Consider the following 21,780-nt stretch of genomic DNA (forward strand, 5'->3'; position numbering starts at 1 on the left):
AATGACTTTTCAGTATTTTAAACTAAATTTGTCATATCACACAAAATCAACATTCGTAAATCTCAATTCGTCATTAACTATGCGCTGGACCCTAAAATCAGAGCCTTCTGAAGAAAAAGTAAAAGAGTTGAAAGAAGCTTTGAATGTTGAAGAATTTATAGCAAAGTTACTCGTACAACGTGGTATTGAAACTTTTGAACAAGCCCGACAATTTTTCCGTCCAACTTTAGAAGATTTGCACGATCCGTATTTGATGAAAGATATGGATAAGGCTGTAAAACGAATAGAACTTGCCATAAAAAACAACGAAAACATCCTCGTTTTTGGCGATTATGATGTCGATGGAACGACAGCTGTTTCTCTGGTTTCTTCTTATCTCAAAAGTTATTATCCCAACGTTGCAACTTATATTCCAGATCGTTATGATGAAGGTTATGGCGTATCATTCAAAGGAATTGACTTTGCCGATGACAATGGTTTTTCGCTAATTATTGCGTTGGATTGTGGGATAAAATCGATCGATCATGTCGCTTACGCAAAAGAGAGAGACATCGATTTCATTATTTGTGATCACCACCGACCAGGAGAATTTCTGCCAGATGCCGTTGCTGTTCTCGATCCAAAAAGAGATGATTGTACCTATCCTTATGACGAATTGTGTGGCTGTGGTGTGGGTTTTAAATTGATTCAAGCCTTGGGGCAAAATCGAAATCAAACTATTGAAGATGTTGTTTCTTACTTGGATTTGGTCGCAACTGCTATTGCTGCCGATATTGTTCCGATAACAGGTGAAAATAGAGTTTTGGCCTATTTTGGATTGCAGGTTATAAATGCCGATCCCAGACCTGGAATAAAAGCTTTGGTACAACAAATAAAAAAGAAAACACTCGACATTACCGATGTTGTTTTTATCATAGCCCCCAGAATTAATGCTGCAGGACGCATCAAACACGGAAATCATGCGGTTGAATTGTTATCCGAATTTAATCTGGAACAAGCGCAACAATTTGCAGCTGATATTGAGCAATACAATTCGGATCGAAAAGATCTGGACAAACAAATCACAAAAGAAGCACTTGAACAAATCACAAAAAATCAAGAAGAACAAAAATTTACCACTGTTGTTTTTCAAGAAGATTGGCACAAAGGTGTCATAGGAATTGTAGCATCAAGATTAACAGAAACCTATTACAGGCCCACTTTGGTTTTTACAAAAAGTGGCGATAAATATGCGGCTTCAGCACGCTCTGTCAAAGGATTTGATGTGTATAATGCGCTCGACGCTTGTTCGGAACATTTGGAACAATTTGGTGGACACATGTATGCTGCTGGAATGACCTTGAAGGAAGAAAATTATATAGCGTTTAAAAATGCTTTTGAAAAAGTGGTGCAAGAAACCATTCATCCCGATATGCTAGTCCCAGAAATTTCGGTTGATGCCGAAATTAATTTAACCGATATTACTCCAAAGCTAATTCGGATTTTAAAACAATTTGAGCCCTTTGGCCCCCAAAACATGACACCTGTTTTTTTAACTAAAGATATCAAGGATACTGGATATGCACAAAAATTAGGCTCTAACGAAGAGCACTTGAAACTTTTTGTCCGTCAAAATAATTCGGAAGGAATGGCTGCAATTGGTTTTGGATTGGGAGCTAAAATAGATTTAACAACAAATAACAATCCGTTTGAAGCGGTGTATTGTATAGATGAAAACGAATGGAACGGTAAAACTTCTATTCAATTGCGATTGAAAGATATTAAATAAGAACTCGTTAGTGTAATTAGTTTTTGATGATAATTTTTCGTCAGTTCGAGTGATTTTCGAAAGAAAATCGTATCGAGAACAAGAAAAATTTCATTAAAAACGGTTCTCGATACATTTTTTGTTCCGTTTTACTGAACAAAAAACACTCGAACTGACGTTTTTAATAATTACACCCAACGGGTTAAATAAGAGAAGATGAGTAAAGTAAAAGATCCGTACGCAGCCTTGCGTTATAAAGAATTTAATTTGTTTTTATTGTTGCGTTTTGCAATGGTTTTTGCCTGGTCCATGCAATTTATTATAATCGAATGGGAAGTTTATAGTTTGACCAAGAGTGCTCTTTCTCTGGGAATAATTGGATTAATGGAAGTGATTCCAGCCGTAGGAATGGCGTTATTTGCTGGCCACATTGTCGATCAAAACGAAAAGAAAGGAATGCTCTTAAAATGTATTTTAGGCTTTTCGGTAATTAGTTTTGGATTATTTTTATTGACTTGGCCAAAAATTGTTAGCGGTTGGAATACCAATACCATTTTATATTCTATTTATTTTTTAGTTTTCTTAGGAGGGTTGGTTCGTTCTTTTCTTGGGCCAACAATATTTTCACTTTTGGCTTTAATTGTTCCTAAAAAAGTATATCCAAATGCGGCAACATGGAGCAGTTCGGTTTGGCAAATTGGATCGGTTATTGGGCCAGCAGTAGCGGGATTTTCAATCAATTGGATTGGTGTACACTGGTCGATGTGTTCTATTTTTGCCTGCTCTATTTTTGCCTTACTAGCCTTAACTCAAATTGAATCGAAACCCATTTTAAATCCAAAAATTGGAGAACCGGTACTCGATAGTTTAAAAGAAGGTGTGAAATTCGTATTTACTAATAAATCTATTTTAGGAGCTTTGACACTGGATATGGTAGCAGTTCTTTTTGGTGGAGCGGTTGCCTTATTACCGATTTTTGCTCAAGACATTTTAAAAGTAGGGCCAGAAGGTTTCGGAATTTTACGTGCAGCCCCTGCAGTTGGAGCTTTATTAACGATGTTTGTTTCGGCTCATATCCCGTTTTATAGAAACGCTGGAATCAAGTTATTAGCCGCTATTTTCGGATTTGGGGTTTGTATTATTGTATTTGGTCTTTCGCCTTGGTTTTGGCTATCTGTTTTTGCTTTGTTTATGAGTGGTGTAACCGATGGAATTTCGGTTGTGATTCGTCAAACCATTTTACAACTTAAAACGCCAGATCATATGCGAGGTCGAGTATCGGCAGTGAATTCGATATTTGTGGGATCCTCTAACGAGTTGGGCGCATTTGAAAGTGGATTGACAGCCAAATTAATGGGACCTGTTAGGGCCGTGGTTTTTGGTGGAAGTATGACTCTTTTGGTCGTGATTTTTACAGGAATCAAATTGCCTAGCTTTAGAAAACTAGATTTGCAAAAAGATTTAGAGGAACACGAAAGTCATAAGTAATAAAAAAAACGTTCAAAACACAAGGTAGATTTTGAACGTTTTTTTTTTAAAACTTTTTGATTTCAAAAGTTTCACCATCAAAAACACCGTAAGTAAAATAGGTAATCCAATCACCTAGATTAACATACTGGGCATTTTCTCCAACTGTTTTGATCATAGGTAAATGACGATGCCCAAAAACAAGATAATTGTAATGTTTGGTTTCTAGTTTTCTTTTCGAATAAAGAATCAACCATTCATTATCATCGCCAAGGAATTTCACATCTTCATCACCCGAAATCAATTTATTTTTTACCGATAAATACTGAGCTAGTCTCATTCCAATATCTGGATGTAACCAACGGTACAACCATTTTGAAAATGGGTTTGTGAATACTTTTTTCATTCGTTTATAGCCTTTGTCTCCAGGACCTTTGCCGTCACCATGACCGATAAGGAAAGTTTTCCCATTAAAAGTGTATTCTTGATTATCGTGAAATACAGGAATGTTCAGTTCTTTTTCGAAATAATCATTCATCCATAAATCGTGATTCCCTACGAAGAAATAAATTGGAATTCCACTGTCACGAATCTCAGCCAGTTTCCCCAAAACACGGACAAAACCTTTTGGGACAACGGTTTTATATTCGAACCAAAAATCGAATAAATCACCTAACAGGAAAATAGCTTCGGCATCTTTTTTTACTTCGTCGAGCCAAGCTACAAATTTTTGTTCTCTAGGGAAACTCAATTCTGGAGTTGGTGCTCCAAAATGCTGATCGGAAGCGAAGTATATTTTTTTGTTGGGAGAGATTTGCATAAAGCTAAAGCAATGATTTTTTAAAACACAGATTTCACAAATTTACACGAAAAATTATTTTTTTAATTGCACAAGTATTTAAAATTAAGACCTTCTTTGTTATCGTTCTATTATAAATATTTAATTTGTGAAAATTTGTGTAATTCGTGTTCAAACTTAATTACAGATTATCGCTTGCAAACCATTCGGCAAATGAGGATTCTGTTTCTTGCAATTTCAAAGAAAAAAGTTGTATATTTTTTGGTAATCTATTGATGATTCGTTGAGCAAAATCGATCACCATGTTTTCGCTTGTTGGCTGATAATTTACTAAAATTACGTGATGACCTCTTTCTTTTAGCTCGTTTGCCAATTCGATGTGGGGAGTTGTTTCGTTGAAAACGGTAGCATGATCGAATTGATCTACAATTTCTTCTTTAACAATTTTTTTTAAGTCTGAGAAATCAATGACCATACCAAATTTTACATTCGAACGATCGGTGATTGGTTTCCCGATTACGGTAACAGATAATTTGTAACTATGACCATGCACATTTTTGCATTTCCCATCATAACCATATAATGCGTGACCAGTTTCAAAATTAAACTGTTTGGTAATTCTAATATTGCTCATCGAAGTTGTTTTTTTGGGGACAAATTTAATGAATCTAACTTTGAGGTAAGCATTTTTTAAGGAATTATTACACAACTATTCAAAATTGAAAAATCACTAAAAGTGGGTATTGTATATTCATAAATTTAAGATTTTATATACCAAAATTATTAATCCTTGTTCTTACTAACAATAGTTAATATATTCCATATCTTATAAATTAAAATAATATCAGTTTAACTTTTCAAATACCTTAAATACTCTTTATCAAATTATTTAAAAAAAACATATAAGTCCTAAATATTAATTCCTTCAATTATAAAAACCTATGCTTTGCTATGAAAAAAAAATTACTCATTTTAATATTATTCCCTTTTTTTACGTTATACTGCTCCTGCTTTTGCAGTACAGGGATATTCTACACAGACATTTCGAGAAGGAAGTGGTTATTCTGAGTCAGTTTATGATTTTCGAACTAGAAAACTAGAAAGTACAAATTTTAAAACAATATTAGGAAACTATTCATTAGGTGTAGATGGCTCATACTCATATGGAAATAATTTTATTTCTTTTGGAATCACTCATAATAATGTATATACACTTGATTTATCAATTCCGACAGGTAGGAGTTCTTCAATAGGAACAACTTTCTATTTTAGTCCGCAAGAATTTAGAAACCATATGAATCGTATAACAAATAATATTGGTCAATCTTTGTCAAAAGCATGGTATGCTTTCCCAATGACACCACAAGCAATTCCTTTTTTTACTGAATTTTGATATGAATAAAACTTTGAAAATAATAATAGCAGGTATAGTCGCAATAGGAATTAGCTATTTATCATACTTTTTTTACGGCATTATAAGGTACAGCCATTCTTCCGATTTTCAAGCTTATAAGCAATATATGTGGATTTTTAAAGATTCGGCTAAAAAAGATATTAATCCTAATTTCTGTTATAGTTATGTAAAAGAACGGGATGTTTATAATAATTTTGATTATAAAGATAATTACAATATAATTGTATGGGAGTTTAAAGACATGGGTAATGCTGAATTGGAAAAATCAACCATTAATCAAAATGTTGATCTTGGAGATGTGAAGTTTGAGTCAGGAGAAATATTAAATAAGGGTAGCGACTTGGAATTTAATATTAACTATGGTTTTGTTTTTAATTATGCTATCAATGTAAACTTAGATGAATATTCAAAAATAGAAAGAACCTTTAGGGGAGCTAATTATAAGGGGTTTTATGGCTCTATTAATCAAATGTCTTTTAGCGATAAAAAAGGAGAACATCAAATACTTTCAAAATATACTGAAGGAGCGACTCCAGCAATATTTTTATTTTACAAAGGACATCAAGGCTTTTATATAATTATGATTAACACTATGGTTGTTTCAAAGAAGCCATTTGATGAGAACATAATTAAGATATTAAATTTGGAGTAGTTTTTTAAAGCAAGATACCTGATGGCTCCCCCGCTCTTCGAAGTGTTCTTAAAAGATAATTTTTTCAAAGTATGGATTGTTGTGCGAAGTCTCCCGACTTCGTACCCATTCCAATAGTTAACCAACAGAAATCAAATACTATTTGTAGTAAAAAAACTCTATATTTAGACAAAAAAACATGTCGGAGGGATATAAAATACGAGACCAGACTTTACCACATTTTGTAACAGCAACTGTTGTTGATTGGGTTGATGTTTTTACAAGAAAAAATTATAGAGACATAGTGGTGGAATGCTTGGAGTATTGCATCACAAACAAATCTATGGTTTTGTATGGGTATGTGATTATGAGCAATCACATCCACATGGTGGTCCAATCTGGCGATGGAGAGTTATCGAATTTGTTACGGGATTTTAAAAAATATACAGCTTCAAAAATTATAGAAAAAATTAAATCAGATCCAGAGAGTCGGAGAGAATGGATGTTGGAGCGTTTTAAATTGGCAACCGAAAGTCATTCCAGAAACAAAAATTATCAGTTTTGGCAGTATGGCAATCATCCAGAAGAAATTTATAGTAACAAATTTATGTGGTCAAAATTGGATTATATTCATTTAAATCCTGTTCGTGCAGGAATTGTAGAGAAAGCATCACATTATATTTATTCCAGTGCCAGTAATTATGTAAATAATTCGGGATTACTTAGTATAGAAAAAGCAGATAATCCAGTGGTGGATGTTTTAAACCCTAAGTCATTTACAAAATACAATTTGTACTAATTTTGGTTTAAAGTCAGAGACTTTTACAGGTATTGGGTTCTTATGAAATTTTAAAATGGCGCAAAGTCGCAGACATTTGCGCAGCACGGGAAAGGAACACTTCGGAGAGCGGAGAGCGGGGAAATTAACATGAGAAATAGTTACAAAAAAGTGGGTTTCGGTCATCTAAAGCCCTAGCCCTGATGGCAGCGGCATCCTGTGTTCCCAGGGTTTGGAAACACAGATATAGCGAACAGCAGGAAACAGCTCCTAATAATTTGTAAAATAGTTTCGATTACAGTAAATATAATTGTTATTTTGTAGCTTCAAATTTTAGTTTATTATGTTCCAAAAATATTTTAGATATATCCCTTTTTTGGTTTTGATTGTACTTGTGAGTTGTGCCAAAAGAGGTTCTATTACTGGTGGTTTGAAAGATACTATAGCTCCAACCTTGAAGGCAAGTTATCCTGAAAATTATTCGACTCAATTTAAGGGCAACAAAATCAAACTAGTTTTTGACGAAAATATCAAACTGAAAAATCTAAATAAGCAATTGATCATTTCGCCACCGATGAAAAATGAACCCTTGATTTTTCCGACAACTGCCTCCAAAATTTTGAACATTACTATAAATGACACCTTGGCTCCTAATACTACTTATAGTTTTAATTTTGGTCAGAGTGTTGCTGATAATAACGAAGGAAATCCGTACAATCAGTTTAAATATGTTTTCTCGACGGGTGATTATGTCGATTCGTTGGCTCTGGGCGGGAGAGTGAAAGATGCTTATGAAAAAGAAGTAGCGTCATTTGTATCGATTATGTTATATGAGGCAGATTCTACATTTACCGATTCTACAGTTTATAAAAAAAGCCCTAGGTATATAACCAACACTTTGGATAGTTTAAAAACATTTCGCTTAGAAAATTTAAAAGCGGGAAAATACTATCTGGTTGCTATGAAAGACAATAATAACAATAATTTATTCAACCCTAAATCGGATAAAATTGGATTTAATAAACAAATTGTAACCATACCCAATGACACTATTTTTGAGCTAGAATTATTTAAGGAGATTTTGCCTTTTAAAGCCAACAAACCAAGTCAGGCCTCTGGAAACAGATTTATTGTAGGTTATGAAGGAAGCCCAAAAAGTAATGGCGAAACAACACAACTTACTTTGAAAAACAATGGGGAAATTATACCAAGTATCGTGACAAAATTTAGCCAAAAAGACTCTCTTCAGGTATGGTATAAACCAATGAAAGTAGATTCGCTTTCGCTAAATATCACAAAAGGGAAATATGTAAAAGATTTTAACTTTAAAATCAAAAAACAAAAAAATGACACCTTGAGTCTTAAAGCAGTACAAGGTGGAGGCTTAAATTTTAGAGATCGATTCGCATTAGAATCCAGTACTCCACTGGTAAATTTTGACAAAACCAAAATGATCCTAATAGACAAAGACTCTGTTACTGTTCCTTTTACAACTCAATACGATGAGTTTACGCAGCGTATGTATGTTGATTTTAAAATTGAAGAAGCTCAAAAATATGATTTTAAAATGCTTCCTGGTGCTGTAACCGATTTTTTTGAGAAAACCAGTGACACTTTATCCTTTAAAACTTCGACCCGAAATTTTTCGGATTATGGAAATTTGATTCTTTCGTTAAAAAACGTTAATCGTTTTCCTGTCATAATCGAATTGACAGATGAGAAAGGAACCACTGTAAAAGCAACTGAATACTCCGAAGACAAAACCGAAATCACATTTAGCCTTCTTGAGCCAGCTACTTATACTGTTCGCGCCATATATGATGACAATAAAAACAAAGAATGGGATACTGGAAATTACCTCGAAAAACGTCAGGCCGAAGAAGTTGTTTATTTTTCAGAAGAAATCAATTTGCATGCTAATTTTGATTGGCAAGAAACTTTTGATTTGAGCATTCCGTATGATCCATCGGTAGCTAAAAAGAAGAAACCTAAAGAAGATCCTAAGAAGAAAAAGGCATCATTTTAGCACAAATGAATCTTGATCGTTCAAGAAATTAAATTTTTTTCTGGCAGCAAGTAATTCTTCTTTATTCAATTGAATTATAAAAACACATTCATTCTCTACTGGTTCTAGTGTATAGTTTCCTAAAAAATCAATTACTTGAGAATGGCCGTTGTATTCCAATTGGTTTTCATCTAATCCTACTCTATTAAGCCCGATAGTGTAGCTCATATTTTCTATAGCGCGAGCTTTTAGCAAAGTATCCCAAGCCAATATCCTCGATTTTGGCCAATTGGCTACATAAATCAAAACATCATATTCTTCGACATTTCGAGCAAAAACAGGAAAACGTAAATCATAACAAATCAAAGGACAAATTTTCCAGCCCAAATATTCTATAATTAATTTTTCTTTACCAGAAGTATAAACTTTATTTTCACCTGCCAATGTAAAGGTATGACGCTTGTCATAGAATTGAATTTCACCAGAAGGAAAAACAAATACCAATCGATTGTAGAAATTATCATTTTCTTTGATAACCAAACTTCCTGTTATGGCTATATTTCTACTTAGGGCTAAAGATTGCAGCCACGAAACGGTTTCACCTTGCAGGGTCTCAAAAACCATTGAAGCATTCATTGTAAAACCAGTAGTAAACATTTCGGGTAGTACGATTAAATCTACTTTTTCAGTAATACCATTAATTTTTTCTTCGAAATGCTTTCGGTTTATTGTTGGATTTTCCCAAGTTAAAGAAGATTGGATAAGTGCGATTTTCATTTCATAAAATTAAAAAAAAATGACTGACAGATTACTGCAATAAAAAAGATTGTTATAATTTTTTATTCTTTAAATCATCCCGTTTTTTTAGATATATTTTATTGAAAAAATTGCACTCAAAATAGTAAAACAAAAAATCTCGCTAATTGCGAGATTTTTATTCGATATAATCCAAAAAATGTGCTAAAACATCTATTTTGTTGTTTTGCTCCACGGACCATGATTTTTGTAAGCAGGTCCAGTTAGCTTTAATCTTTCTGGGTTACCTATTTTTACTTCAACAAGTTCCTTTTCTGTAGTGTTTACAGCTAGTTGAGCATTTTTATACGCTGGCCCTTGAACTACAGTTTTATTATTTTCTGAATATACTTTTACTGGCTCAATTGTATGCATCCAAACTTTATAATTTTTAAAATCTGGACCTTTCAAATCACTCTGTTTTACATTACTTTTCTCTTGTGCAAATGCACTAATCGATACTAATAAAACTCCTAAAAATAATGTTATTTTTTTCATGACTATTACTTTTTTATTGTTTTTTCAAAGTTACAATCAATAACAGGCTTTTAGGATTATAGGAATCTACCCTATTTGCATCCGTATTTATACGGATATTAACAATATCATTTCGTTATACTAAATTCATTTTTGCTGCTTTTTTAATGAGTTCAGCGGTATTTTTTACTTCTAACTTTTTTAAAATATTAGCTCGATGGGTTTCTATAGTACGCGAACTCACAAATAGTTTTGCCGCAATTTCTTTAGTGGTTAATCCTTTAGCAATTAATCCTAAAACTTCGGTTTCTTTATTTGATAAAACATCTTCACTGATGCTTTGCTCAGACATAAAGTTTATCATTTTTTCAGAAATTTCAGCACTAAAATATTTTTTCCCATTATAAACACTCCTTATAGCATGAATTAATTCAGATTCATCTGTGTTTTTTAATAAGTATCCGTAAGCTCCCATTTTAGCACATTTCGCAATGTAATTACCATCATTATGCATCGAAATAATAATAGGTTTTACATTAGAAGATAGGTTTTTTAATTCTTTTAAAACCTGAAAACCGTCCATATTGGGCATGGTAATGTCAAGCAATACAATATCAGCCTCAAACTGGCTATTGATAAGCTCCATAAATTCAAGACCATCAGCAACGGTTTTAACAATTTTTATGTCATCATGTTTTCTTAACAACTCAGCAAGTCCATTCCGAAAAAGCTCATGATCATCCGCTATTATTAATTTGATTTCGTTCATAACTCTATGGGTAATTCAATTTCAAAGGTGGTGTTTCCAGGAACTGCATTGATTGTAATGATCCCATTGCAAATTTCTACACGCTCTTTGATATTTATAATTCCTAAACCTAATTTAACAGTATTTATATCAAACCCAATTCCATCATCAAAATAAAAAAGAGAAATAAATTCATCGAATTCTGAAAGTGTAATTCGGATATTTTGAGCTTTAGAGTGTTTTAATGCGTTATTAATCAGTTCCTGACTTATCCTAAAAAGATTAATAGCTTGCTGATTTGTAATATTCGTATTTTCTTGGGTTAAATCTTCATATTCAATAGTTATAGTTGTAGATTTTTTTAGGTTTTCAATAAAATTTGTTAACGTAACTCCTATGCCAAAATCATCAATCGATGCAGGCATTAAATCATTCGACATCAATCTGATTTCAGCAATGGTATCATCCACTATTTTTTTCATTTCTGCCTTTTTCAATTCATTTTGAACTCTATTTTCTATATAATGTTTTAATGATGTTAAATAAGGACCTACGCCATCATGGAGTTCTCGTGACAATCGTCGTCTTTCATTTTCCATACCATTTACCAACATCCTTTTGGATTGCAATCTAGAGTTCTCTTCGTTATTTCTAAACTCTATAAGTTTATCTCTCATTGTTAAAAGACTTTTTCCTAACAAATCATTAGAACTTTTAGGTTTAAAATCAGTATGCAAATTCATTTTACCAATGTCGTCAGAAAATTTTACTGCGCCTTGCAAAGAATCTTTCAAATTTGCCAGTGCATCAAACATTTCCTTTATTTCTTTAGAATTTTTTACAAATTCATTAGATTGATTATAATCTCCTTGAGCCATAATTCGGAGACTTTTTTGCATATTCTTGATTGGGTTGGTAATAAATCTTGTCAGAAAAAGAGAAAGCATAACTGCCAATAAAAAAATAGCAAGAGTTAAACCTACCAGTCTTTCTTTTAGTTCTTTTAAGGGGATAGTCACCTCATCAACATCTATTTCAGACAGAATAACCATTTTAAATTTTCCAACCATTATAAGGCTATACACGCTATAAACATCAACATTCCTATAATCTTCAAAAACTCCTCTACCATTTATTCCTTTAAAAGCATTGGTTACACCTTTTGTTTTAACAAATAAAGTATATGGGGTTTTATTGGGATAAAAACGAGATTGAGAACGCATTCTAAAATCTTCTCCCACAAGATAAGATTCGCCACTATCTCCCATTCCTGTACGTTCAAGGAGTATGTTTTTTATTTTATTATAATCTAAAATTTTAATCTTTCTACCTCTTTGAGAATTTAAGATAAAACCTATTGTTGTCTTTTTATCAATATGATAAACTGTCAAATCATAAATTCCGTTATTTTTTTTTATACTGTCCGGAAGCTTTAATAGAGTAGTATCAATATTTTGACTATATAATTCGGAAGCCTCAAATCGTTCCCATTCCGACTTTAATAAATGTTCAATTTGGTTTTGTTTGAGTGTTTTGATAGAGTTTAATTGCAATAAAATACGATCGTTCAAAACGTTTGAAAATTGCTTATATGAAGAAAAAGACAGTAAAGCAATTACAAGTGCAATTAAACTATTAATTATAATTAGTATTAATGTTTTGATGTTCATTAAATCTATTTTAAAATTTAAATAAATCTAAAGAGATCTACTCTTATTCATTTCCTAATCATGAAACATTACTTACAACAAAAATAACTAAAAAAAACGTCCCAATTTCTCGGGACGTTTTAGATTTTTCAATTGTCAAAAATAACAAGCGGTATAATTATTTCAAACTTGCTGATAAGAATTCTCTGTTCATACGAGCAATATTTTCAAGTGAAATTCCTTTAGGACATTCAACCTCACAAGCTCCGGTGTTGGTACAGTTACCAAAACCTTCTTCATCCATTTGGCGAACCATATTCAATACACGTTGAGTTGCTTCTACTCTACCTTGTGGTAATAATGCATATTGAGAAACTTTGGCACCAACGAATAACATAGCCGAACCGTTTTTACAAGTAGCCACACAAGCACCACAACCAATACATGCAGCTGCTTCAAAAGCTTTATCTGCATCAACTTTAGGAACTGGAGTTGCATTAGCATCAATTGTATTTCCAGAAGTATTTACAGAAACGAATCCACCTGCTTGTTGGATTCTGTCGAAAGATGTTCTATCAACAATCAAATCTTTAATTACTGGGAATGCTGCAGAACGCCAAGGCTCGATAACAATAGTATCACCATCGTTGAACATTCTCATGTGCAATTGACAAGTAGTGATTCCTGTATCTGGTCCGTGTGCACGCCCGTTGATGTATAAAGAACACATTCCGCAAATTCCTTCACGACAATCGTGGTCAAAAGCAACGGGTTCTTTCTTTTCGTTTATTAATTGTTCGTTTAATTGGTCTAACATTTCCAAAAACGAACTTGCTGTAGAAACATCATTTAGTTTGTATGTTTCCATTTTCCCTTTTTCTTTGGAGTTTTTTTGACGCCAAATTTGAAGACTAATATTTATATTTTTTGCTGCGCTCATCTCTTTTCTATTTGTAATTTCTTGCGGCTATTTTAATAAACTCGTAATTCAATTCTTCTTTGTGAAGTACTTCATCTTTAATGTTGTATCCTTTGTATTCCCAAGCACCAACAAATTTGAAGTTTTCGTCATCACGCAAGGTTTCACCCTCAGCATCTTGATACTCTTCACGGAAGTGACCTCCACAAGATTCTTTACGTTGTAAAGCATCCATAGCCATTAATTGTCCTAATTCTATAAAATCTGCCACACGAAGTGCTTTCTCTAATTCAGGATTTAATTCATCTGAGCTTCCAGGAACATATACATCTTTGAAGAATTCTTCTTTTAAAGCTGCAATTTCTTCAATAGCTTCTGTTAAACCTTTTTCGTTACGTCCCATTCCTACTTTATTCCACATAATGTGTCCTAAACGCTTGTGGAAATGATCTACAGATTTAGTTCCTTTATTAGCTAAAAATTTATTGATTGTATCTTTTACATTTTTTTCTGCTTCTACGAATTCTGGCAAATCTGTTGAAATTTTTCCAGTACGAATATCATCCGCTAAATAATTAGAAACCGTATAAGGCAACACAAAATAACCATCAGCCAAACCTTGCATCAAAGCAGAGGCCCCCAAACGGTTAGCTCCGTGATCAGAGAAGTTTGCCTCACCAGCTACGAAACACCCTGGTATTGTAGATTGTAAGTTATAATCAACCCAAACTCCACCCATGGTATAGTGAACGGCTGGGTAAATTTTCATTGGTGTTTCATAAGGATTTTCATCCGTGATTTTTTGGTACATAGTAAACAAGTTACCATATTTTTCCTCTAACCATTTTTTACCTAATGTATCTATTTCTTCTGCAGTAGGATTGTGGTTTCCTTTGGCGTAAGCTGTTTGTTTTCCTTTTGATATAATTTCTGAAGAGAAATCCAAATATACTCCTTCGTTGGTATCGTTGGCTTCAATTCCGCGCCCTTCGTCACAAACTTCTTTTCCAGCTCTTGATGCAACGTCACGAGGTACTAAGTTACCAAAGGCAGGATATTTTCTTTCTAAGTAATAATCTCTATCTTCTTCGGCAATTTGTGTCGGTTTCAATTTACCAGCACGAATAGCTTCTGAATCTTCTTTTTTCTTTGGAACCCAAATACGTCCTGAATTTCTTAACGACTCAGACATCAAGGTTAATTTTGATTGGTTCGTTCCGTGAACAGGAATACAAGTTGGGTGAATTTGTACATAACAAGGATTTGCGAATAAAGCTCCTTGTTTGTGTATTTTCCAACCAGCAGTCACGTTCGATCCCATTGCGTTGGTAGAAAGGAAATACACATTTCCGTAACCTCCTGAGGCAATGATTACCGCGTGAGCAGAATGTCTTTCAATTTCACCAGTGATCAAATTACGAGCAATGATTCCACGAGCTTTTCCGTCAACTTTAACCAATTCTAACATTTCGTGACGGTTGTACATATCGATACGTCCCAAACCGATTTGTCTTGATAAAGCAGAATAAGCTCCTAATAATAATTGTTGTCCTGTTTGCCCAGCAGCATAAAATGTACGCTGTACTTGAGTTCCCCCAAAAGAACGGTTGTCTAACAACCCACCATAGTCACGAGCAAAAGGAACACCTTGAGCCACACATTGATCGATGATGTTTCCAGAAACTTCTGCCAAACGGTGAACGTTTGCTTCACGAGCTCTGTAATCTCCTCCTTTGATGGTATCATAGAACAAACGGAAAGTACTATCTCCGTCATTTTGATAATTTTTTGCCGCATTGATCCCTCCTTGTGCAGCAATAGAGTGTGCACGACGTGGCGAATCTTGGTAACAAAATGCTTTTACATTATAACCCATTTCGGCAAAAGATGCTGCTGCCGAAGCACCTGCTAATCCTGTTCCTACTACGATGATATCTATTTTTGGTCTGTTGTTTGGAGCAACTAACTTCAAGTGATCTTTATAATCAGTCCATTTTTTTGAAATATGACCTTCTGGTATTTTAGAATCTAGTTTCATTGTTGATACGTATTTTTTTATCGTTCATATGAATTCGCATAATATTATTGAATTATCCCAATACCGTTATGCTCGTTTCATATTTTAGATTGATATTAATTATTAAAATGATGAAAAAGTGCAATAAAAATGAATCCAAAAGGAACTATGATTGCAAATGCATAACAAATTTTATGCAAAGACTTTCCAATTTTATTGTCAAAACCTACAGACTGTAACGAAGATGTGAAACCATGCCAAAGGTGTAAAGCTAACAATAAGAAAGCAATACAATATAACCCTGTACGAACTGGACTTTCAAATTTAGCTACCAATTCTTCATAATATCTAGTTTCATTAATTGCATTTACATCTACATATTTGTAAACTATTTCATGAAGCCAAAAATCATACATGTGTAATCCTAAGAAAGCCAAAATAACTAAACCCGAAATAATCATATTTCTAGAAGCCCAAGAAGAATTTGCAGCACCGTCATATTTTACATAGGCAACAGGTCTGGCTTTTTTGTTTTTTAATTCTAAAACAAATCCCATTACAAAATGAAAAACAACTCCAGCAATCAAAATTGGTTGCATTACATATTGGATTAAAGGATTATAACCCATAAAATGTGACATCGTGTTGAAAGATTCTTCACTAAAAACCGAAACGAAGTTAATAAAGAAGTGTAACGATAGAAACATGATCAAAAAAAGTCCTGAAAGCGCCATTGCCACTTTTTTAGCGATAGACGACTTCAACATTGAAGATTTTGCCATAATAATATAAAAATTTTATTTTTTTAAAAAGTCGAACAAATTTAGAGTAATTAAGAATCAATAACAACCAAATCTGCAATTTTACAACGCTATTTATAATCATTTTAAAGTACGTATGAAATACGTACTTAATACTTACAAAATTACTTAGTTTGACACATTTTTATAACAAATTGTAATCGATTACAATTTAAAAAATATTTGATTTTAAAATTCAAAAAGAATACACTACTCTTTTTGAGGCAATAAAGTCGGAAGACCAAAGTCTGGATTATATTTCACAGCCAAAAGTTGATAAAACTAACAATCCTTTAATCCAAAGCAAACTTTACAAATTATTCTCTAAAAATTAAAAAAAAAACATTTTCTCTCTTTAAAAAAATTGTATTTCCCCAAAAGCAATTTTAACTTTACGCCCTTAAAATTTATTCATGAAAACAGGAATTGACGCTATATCTTTTGATGTAGCTAACATACATTTACCAATAAAAAATTTGGCAATCGCCAGGAATATTGAACCCGAAAAATTAGAAAAAGGTCTAGGATTGTTAAAAATGACTTTCCCAGATGTTCACCAGGATACTGTAGTTTTTGGAGCTAATGCGCTTACAAGACTTATTATCGATAATAATATTGACTTAAAAGAAATTAACCGAATCTATGTTGGCACCGAAAGTGGTGTTGACAGTTCTAAACCAATTGCCTCCTATTTAGTTAGTCTAATCGAACAAAAATTTGGTGAAGGCACTTTAGAAGAATGCGATGTGGTTGACTTTACTTTTGCCTGTATTGGTGGAGTTGATGCCATGCAAAACTGTCTTGATTTTGTAAAATTAAACCCAACTAAAAAAGCAATTGTTGTTACTTCTGATTTTGCAAAATACGATTTAAACTCTGGCGGAGAATATACACAAGGCGCAGGGGCTGTTGCCATGCTTATTACCGCAAACCCAAAAATTATTGCTTTTGATGAAAATTGGGCAACGAGTACCAAAGGTGTTTTCGATTTCTTTAAACCGTATAGAACCATTCCTAAAGAACAAATTACTGCAAACTCAAACAATGATTCTTGGTTTGATAATTTAGAAACTGAAATCGAAATCCACAAAGACCAACCCGTTTTTGACGGTCAATATTCTAACCAATGCTACATGGATCGTACGCGAAATGCTTACTTTTCATTCAAAAAATTAAAAAAATCAACGGACACTTTATACAACTCTTGGCACAGTATTGTAATGCATTTGCCCTATTCTTTCCAAGGGCGTCGAATGCTGTCTGAAATTTACGCTTTAGACAGTGCCGAGAAAATTATCGCCGACGATATTACAACTGCAGATTATCAAAACAAGATTAAAGAAGTAGCAAAATCTGACACTTACAGAAGTTTTGTGACTGAAAAATTACAACCTGCCGAATTGGCCTCCTCTTTAATTGGAAATCTTTATACTGGTTCAATTTTCATGGGATTGCTTTCTACTTTGGCTCATTTTTACGACACTAATAAAGAAGTTGCTGGAACAAAATTTGGTTTCCTTGCTTATGGAAGCGGATCGAAATCTAAAGTTTTTGAAGGAACAATTCAACCAGAATGGAAATCGGCTTTTGAAAAAATTAAACTTTTTGAAAATCTGGCTGAAAGTGTAGAAATTGATTTCAACACTTATGAAAGTCTTCATAAAAAAGAACAAAAACAAAGCGTAAGAACTCCAAAAAACGAATGGATTTTAGACCGAATCGAAAAGGAAAATCCAGTTTTGATTGGCGCAAGATATTATAAATGGATTGACTAAGCGTCCTTTATTTTTAATTTTAAAACTGGAGTGAATTTTCACTTCGGTTTTTTTTATGTTGATGCGAAAATCAACCCAAACAAATAAGAAAACTTTAATATAACAATTATCAGTCATTTTGTAAAAAAATGTAATTTTGAAAATTGAGTTCAAAAACAATATAATTATGAAATATCACCAAATAAACAGTGCCCTTTTTGTGAAAAATCGCAAAAAATTCATGGCCGAAATGAAACCAAATTCTGTTGCCGTATTCAATTCAAATGACATTTATCCAATATCTGCCGATAGCACCATGCCATTTGAACAACATCGTGATATTTTTTATTTAAGTGGTGTAGATCAAGAAGAAAGTGTTTTGCTTTTATTTCCAGACGCACCTTACGAACACCAAAGAGAAATGCTCTTTTTAAGAGAAACCAACGATCATATTGCCGTTTGGGAAGGTGAAAAACTAACAAAAGAACGCGCATTTGAAGTTTCTGGCATCAAAACGGTACATTGGTTACAGGATTTACATAAAGTTTTAAACGAAATGATGACCTATGCCGATACCATGTATATCAATACTAACGAGCATTATCGTGCATCTGTAGAAACTGAAACACGTGAAGCTCGTTTTGTAAAATGGTGGAAAGAACAGTATCCTGCTCACCAAGTCGCAAAAAGCAACCCAATTTTACAAAGATTACGTTCTGTTAAAGAAAGTGAAGAAATCGATTTAATTCAAAACGCTTGTAATATTACCGAGAAAGGTTTCCGTAGATTGCTTTCTTTTGTTAAACCAAATGTTACCGAATATGAAATCGAAGCCGAATTAGCTCACGAATTTATTCGCAACCGTTCTAAAGGTTTTGCCTATACACCAATTATTGCTTCTGGAAACAATGCTAATGTTTTACATTATATCGAAAACAACCAACAATGCAAAGCTGGTGATTTAATTTTGTTGGATGTCGCTGCAGAATACGCTAATTATTCTAGCGATATGACAAGAACAATTCCAGTTTCTGGACGTTTTTCAGATCGTCAAAAAGCGGTTTACAATGCCGTTTTAAAAGTAAAGAATGAAGCAACCAAGATGCTGACTCCTGGAACACTCTGGAAACAATACCATATTGAAGTGGGTAAAATTATGACATCAGAGTTATTAGGTTTAGGCTTAATTGACAAAGCCGATGTTCAAAACGAAAATCCTGATTGGCCTGCTTATAAAAAATATTTTATGCACGGAACTTCACACCACATGGGATTAGACACACATGATTACGGATTACTGCACGAACCGATGAAAGCCAACATGGTTTTTACGGTTGAGCCTGGAATTTACATCCCTGCTGAAGGTTTTGGAATTCGATTAGAAGACAATATCGTGATTCAGGAAAAAGGAGATCCATTCAACTTGATGCGCAACATCCCGATCGAAGTAGATGAAATTGAGAGTTTAATGAACGCTTAAGACTAAACAATACTCGAATGCATATCTAAAGACGGTTTTCTGAATGAAAATCGTCTTTTTTTATCATTCTTATAAATGATTACAAAAAAATCACTCTTTTCACTCTTTAGCCCTGATCGAAACGGCATCTCCACATTTAGAAAAAATAAGGATTTTTGTCCTTGTTTTTTCTAAATCTGGAATATAGTGTAGAGCAGGAATCCTTGTTTACAAAAATACCTTATGCTTTTGCTCCTAAATAAAAAAAGCCCTTGATAATACACAAAATTACCAAGGGCTTTCAATTGGTTGGGTTAGTTTTAGTCTCCTATTTTTGCAATTTGAACATCTAATGCAAATTTTCCAGTAGCTTCATTTTCGTTAATTAATTCGAAAAGTTCTAAAGCTCTACGCGCATTTTTCTCTTCTTCTCTTTGTTCAGAAACGTACCACATCATAAAATCTTCGGTAGCATAGTCGTTTTCGGCTCTACATTTTGCAATGATTTTATTAACTGCTTTAGTTACTGCGATTTCATTTTGCAAAGCAATTTCGAATACTTCTTTGAAAGAAGCGAATTCTTGTTGCACTTCGCTAACAGTAGGTGTAATAGCAATTCCACCCATATCTGTAATATATTTAAAAACTTTTAAAAAATGCTCACGTTCTTCTTCTGCTTGTTTATACAAGTATCCAGCTGTGTTTGCAAAGCCGTTGCGATCTAACCAAGCTGCCATTGCTAGATACTTATTAGAAGCATCGCTTTCAATTTTTGCTTGTAAATTAAGGATTTGCTCGATTCCTTCTGATAATGAAGTATTGGTTCTTAGTAAATCTTTCATGACATTTAATTTTTATAGTATAAAATTACAGAAATTAAAGTCACTCTCCCAAAACAGTGAGAAATTTGTATTTATTCTAAGTAAAGCTAGGCTGGATTTGTCATTAAGACATCGCAAAGCATTGAATGTAAATTTAAAGAGAATTTTGTACCGTTTAATAGTTCTCGAAGTTGAACTATCTCGCAAATGTTAAGCTTATGCGAAAAATTTTTTTTAGTAGTTTCTATTAGTTGTACGTCGGCTTGATCAGACAAATCATATAGCATTTCAAGGATGTTAACACTGTTTACTTTTCTCTGAAATATCAAAAAGTCCTGAACTTTATACGATGATATAAAACCGGCAAAATCAATAATAATACTATTTGTCGTATCACATTGGTAACTATAGCCTTTTTCAGTTTCAAATAATACGCAGCTTGTTAAATCGCTAATTTGCTTCATAGAAAAAAAATAATAATGGTGCAAAGTTAAACAAATAAAATGAATTTTACACCTAATTAAGACTGAATTAAAATAATATTATTTCTTTTTATGTTTAATTTAAGAGAAATAGTGAATACTATTTGTAACAATATAAATTAGTATCAGACTTATTTTTAAAATTAAATCAGTATAAATCATGCAAGCACACGAAATAGATTATCAGATATTTGGGGAAGAAATGCAGTATGTCGAGATCGAATTAGATCCGCAGGAAATTGTTGTTGCCGAGGCCGGAAGTTTTATGATGATGGAAAACAACATTCAGATGGAAACCATTTTTGGTGATGGTTCTGTACAACCATCGGGTTTGTTTGGTCAGCTTTTAAATGCTGGAAAAAGAGTTCTTACTGGTGAAAGCTTATTCATGACTGCTTTTATCAATCAATCAAATTCTAAAAGAAAAGTTTCTTTTGCTTCTCCGTATCCTGGAAAAATTTTACCGATAGATTTAACCCAATTTCAAGGTAAATTTATATGCCAAAAAAGTTCATTTCTTTGCGCAGCAAAAGGCGTTTCGGTTGGAATTGAATTCTCTCAAAAATTGGGACGAGGTCTTTTTGGCGGTGAAGGTTTTATCATGCAGAAAATAGAGGGAGATGGAATGGCATTTGTACACTCTGGAGGAACAATGGCCAAGAAAGATCTGACTCATGGAGAAGTCTTGAAAGTAGATACTGGCTGCATTATTGGGTTTACAAAAGATGTAGATTATGATATTGAATTTGTCGGTGGAATCAAAAACTCCCTTTTTGGTGGTGAAGGATTGTTTTATGCAACTTTACGAGGCCCAGGTACTGTTTACATTCAGTCATTACCTTTTTCTAGATTGGCTGACAGAATCATTGCCTCGGCTCCAAAATCTGGCGGAAACAGTCGAGATGAAGGAAGTTTACTAGGCGGATTAGGAAACCTTTTGGATGGAGATAATAGATTTTAATTTTCTTTAAAAATAAATACTAACGGCTTTCAGAAATGGAAGCCGTTTTTAATTCAT

Annotated in this window: 18 protein-coding genes; 8 read left to right on the forward strand and 10 right to left on the reverse strand. The window is 33.3% G+C overall.

Annotated features, from left to right (window positions below; translation table 11 throughout):
- The first annotated feature begins 79 nt into the window (after positions 1-79).
- Both recJ and ABEB18_RS10135 read left to right on the forward strand, forming a co-directional pair.
- Positions 80-1,768 (forward strand): single-stranded-DNA-specific exonuclease RecJ, encoded by a 1,689-nt coding sequence (recJ, locus tag ABEB18_RS10130; RefSeq protein ID WP_348799321.1) that lies wholly within the window; start codon positions 80-82, stop codon positions 1,766-1,768.
- A gap of 195 nt (positions 1,769-1,963) precedes the next feature.
- A complete protein-coding gene (locus ABEB18_RS10135) occupies positions 1,964-3,235 on the forward strand; it encodes an MFS transporter (protein WP_348799188.1) in 1,272 nt (423 codons plus the stop codon).
- A 46-nt stretch (positions 3,236-3,281) separates the two neighbouring features.
- On the opposite strand, the gene ABEB18_RS10140 is transcribed toward ABEB18_RS10135, so the two are convergent.
- Together ABEB18_RS10140 and ABEB18_RS10145 are read right to left on the reverse strand one after the other, a co-directional pair.
- A complete protein-coding gene (locus ABEB18_RS10140; RefSeq protein WP_348799189.1) occupies positions 3,282-4,034 on the reverse strand; it encodes a UDP-2,3-diacylglucosamine diphosphatase in 753 nt (250 codons plus the stop codon).
- 160 nt (positions 4,035-4,194) lie between these two features.
- The gene (locus ABEB18_RS10145; protein WP_348799190.1) at positions 4,195-4,647 is read right to left on the reverse strand and encodes a 6-pyruvoyl trahydropterin synthase family protein; all 453 of its coding nucleotides are present in this window, start codon (positions 4,645-4,647) and stop codon (positions 4,195-4,197) included.
- Between the two features lie 772 nt (positions 4,648-5,419).
- Here ABEB18_RS10145 and ABEB18_RS10150 point away from each other — a divergent pair.
- From ABEB18_RS10150 to ABEB18_RS10160, 3 genes are all read left to right on the forward strand, one after another.
- Positions 5,420-6,079 carry a hypothetical protein gene (locus ABEB18_RS10150; RefSeq protein WP_348799191.1) on the forward strand — a complete coding sequence of 220 codons (660 nt, stop codon included), beginning with the start codon at positions 5,420-5,422 and terminating at the stop codon, positions 6,077-6,079.
- 178 nt (positions 6,080-6,257) lie between these two features.
- Complete coding sequence (locus ABEB18_RS10155; RefSeq protein WP_348799192.1) at positions 6,258-6,857, forward strand: REP-associated tyrosine transposase; 600 nt, start codon at positions 6,258-6,260, stop codon at positions 6,855-6,857.
- Between the two features lie 322 nt (positions 6,858-7,179).
- Positions 7,180-8,862, forward strand: a complete 1,683-nt coding sequence (locus tag ABEB18_RS10160) for an Ig-like domain-containing domain (protein ID WP_348799193.1) — start codon at positions 7,180-7,182, stop codon at positions 8,860-8,862.
- Here the strand turns inward: ABEB18_RS10160 and ABEB18_RS10165 are convergent.
- From ABEB18_RS10165 to ABEB18_RS10195, 7 genes are all read right to left on the reverse strand, one after another.
- Complete coding sequence (locus tag ABEB18_RS10165) at positions 8,854-9,618, reverse strand: amidohydrolase (RefSeq protein WP_348799194.1); 765 nt, start codon at positions 9,616-9,618, stop codon at positions 8,854-8,856. The two genes, ABEB18_RS10160 and ABEB18_RS10165, sit on opposite strands and share 9 nt — an antisense overlap.
- A gap of 192 nt (positions 9,619-9,810) precedes the next feature.
- Entirely contained in the window at positions 9,811-10,134 is a 324-nt protein-coding gene (locus tag ABEB18_RS10170) for a hypothetical protein (protein WP_348799195.1), read from the reverse strand.
- A gap of 115 nt (positions 10,135-10,249) precedes the next feature.
- A complete protein-coding gene (locus ABEB18_RS10175; RefSeq protein WP_348799196.1) occupies positions 10,250-10,882 on the reverse strand; it encodes a response regulator in 633 nt (210 codons plus the stop codon).
- On the reverse strand, positions 10,879-12,531 hold the full coding sequence (locus ABEB18_RS10180) for a sensor histidine kinase (RefSeq protein WP_348799197.1): 1,653 nt from the start codon (positions 12,529-12,531) through the stop codon (positions 10,879-10,881). The genes ABEB18_RS10175 and ABEB18_RS10180 overlap by 4 nt, the downstream gene beginning before the upstream one ends.
- 157 nt (positions 12,532-12,688) lie before the next feature.
- Positions 12,689-13,450 (reverse strand): succinate dehydrogenase/fumarate reductase iron-sulfur subunit, encoded by a 762-nt coding sequence (locus ABEB18_RS10185; protein WP_348799198.1) that lies wholly within the window; start codon positions 13,448-13,450, stop codon positions 12,689-12,691.
- 7 nt (positions 13,451-13,457) lie between these two features.
- A complete protein-coding gene (locus ABEB18_RS10190; RefSeq protein ID WP_348799199.1) occupies positions 13,458-15,467 on the reverse strand; it encodes a fumarate reductase/succinate dehydrogenase flavoprotein subunit in 2,010 nt (669 codons plus the stop codon).
- A gap of 95 nt (positions 15,468-15,562) precedes the next feature.
- Positions 15,563-16,228: a succinate dehydrogenase cytochrome b subunit gene (locus ABEB18_RS10195; RefSeq protein WP_348799200.1), complete on the reverse strand. Its 666-nt coding sequence runs from the start codon at positions 16,226-16,228 to the stop codon at positions 15,563-15,565.
- Between the two features lie 431 nt (positions 16,229-16,659).
- Between ABEB18_RS10195 and ABEB18_RS10200 the strand changes: the two genes are divergently transcribed.
- Both ABEB18_RS10200 and ABEB18_RS10205 read left to right on the forward strand, forming a co-directional pair.
- Entirely contained in the window at positions 16,660-18,021 is a 1,362-nt protein-coding gene (locus ABEB18_RS10200; protein ID WP_348799201.1) for a hydroxymethylglutaryl-CoA synthase family protein, read from the forward strand.
- 166 nt (positions 18,022-18,187) lie between these two features.
- The gene (locus ABEB18_RS10205) at positions 18,188-19,480 is read left to right on the forward strand and encodes an aminopeptidase P family protein (RefSeq protein WP_348799202.1); all 1,293 of its coding nucleotides are present in this window, start codon (positions 18,188-18,190) and stop codon (positions 19,478-19,480) included.
- Positions 19,481-19,779: 299 nt separating this feature from the next.
- Here ABEB18_RS10205 and ABEB18_RS10210 read toward each other — a convergent pair whose 3' ends face one another.
- Positions 19,780-20,301, reverse strand: a complete 522-nt coding sequence (locus ABEB18_RS10210; RefSeq protein ID WP_348799203.1) for a ferritin — start codon at positions 20,299-20,301, stop codon at positions 19,780-19,782.
- Between the two features lie 621 nt (positions 20,302-20,922).
- Here ABEB18_RS10210 and ABEB18_RS10215 point away from each other — a divergent pair.
- A complete protein-coding gene (locus tag ABEB18_RS10215; protein WP_348799204.1) occupies positions 20,923-21,723 on the forward strand; it encodes a TIGR00266 family protein in 801 nt (266 codons plus the stop codon).
- Positions 21,724-21,780 lie beyond the last annotated feature (57 nt).

Origin of the sequence: Flavobacterium adhaerens, assembly GCF_040045115.1 — a bacterium.
Classification (GTDB): domain Bacteria; phylum Bacteroidota; class Bacteroidia; order Flavobacteriales; family Flavobacteriaceae; genus Flavobacterium; species Flavobacterium adhaerens.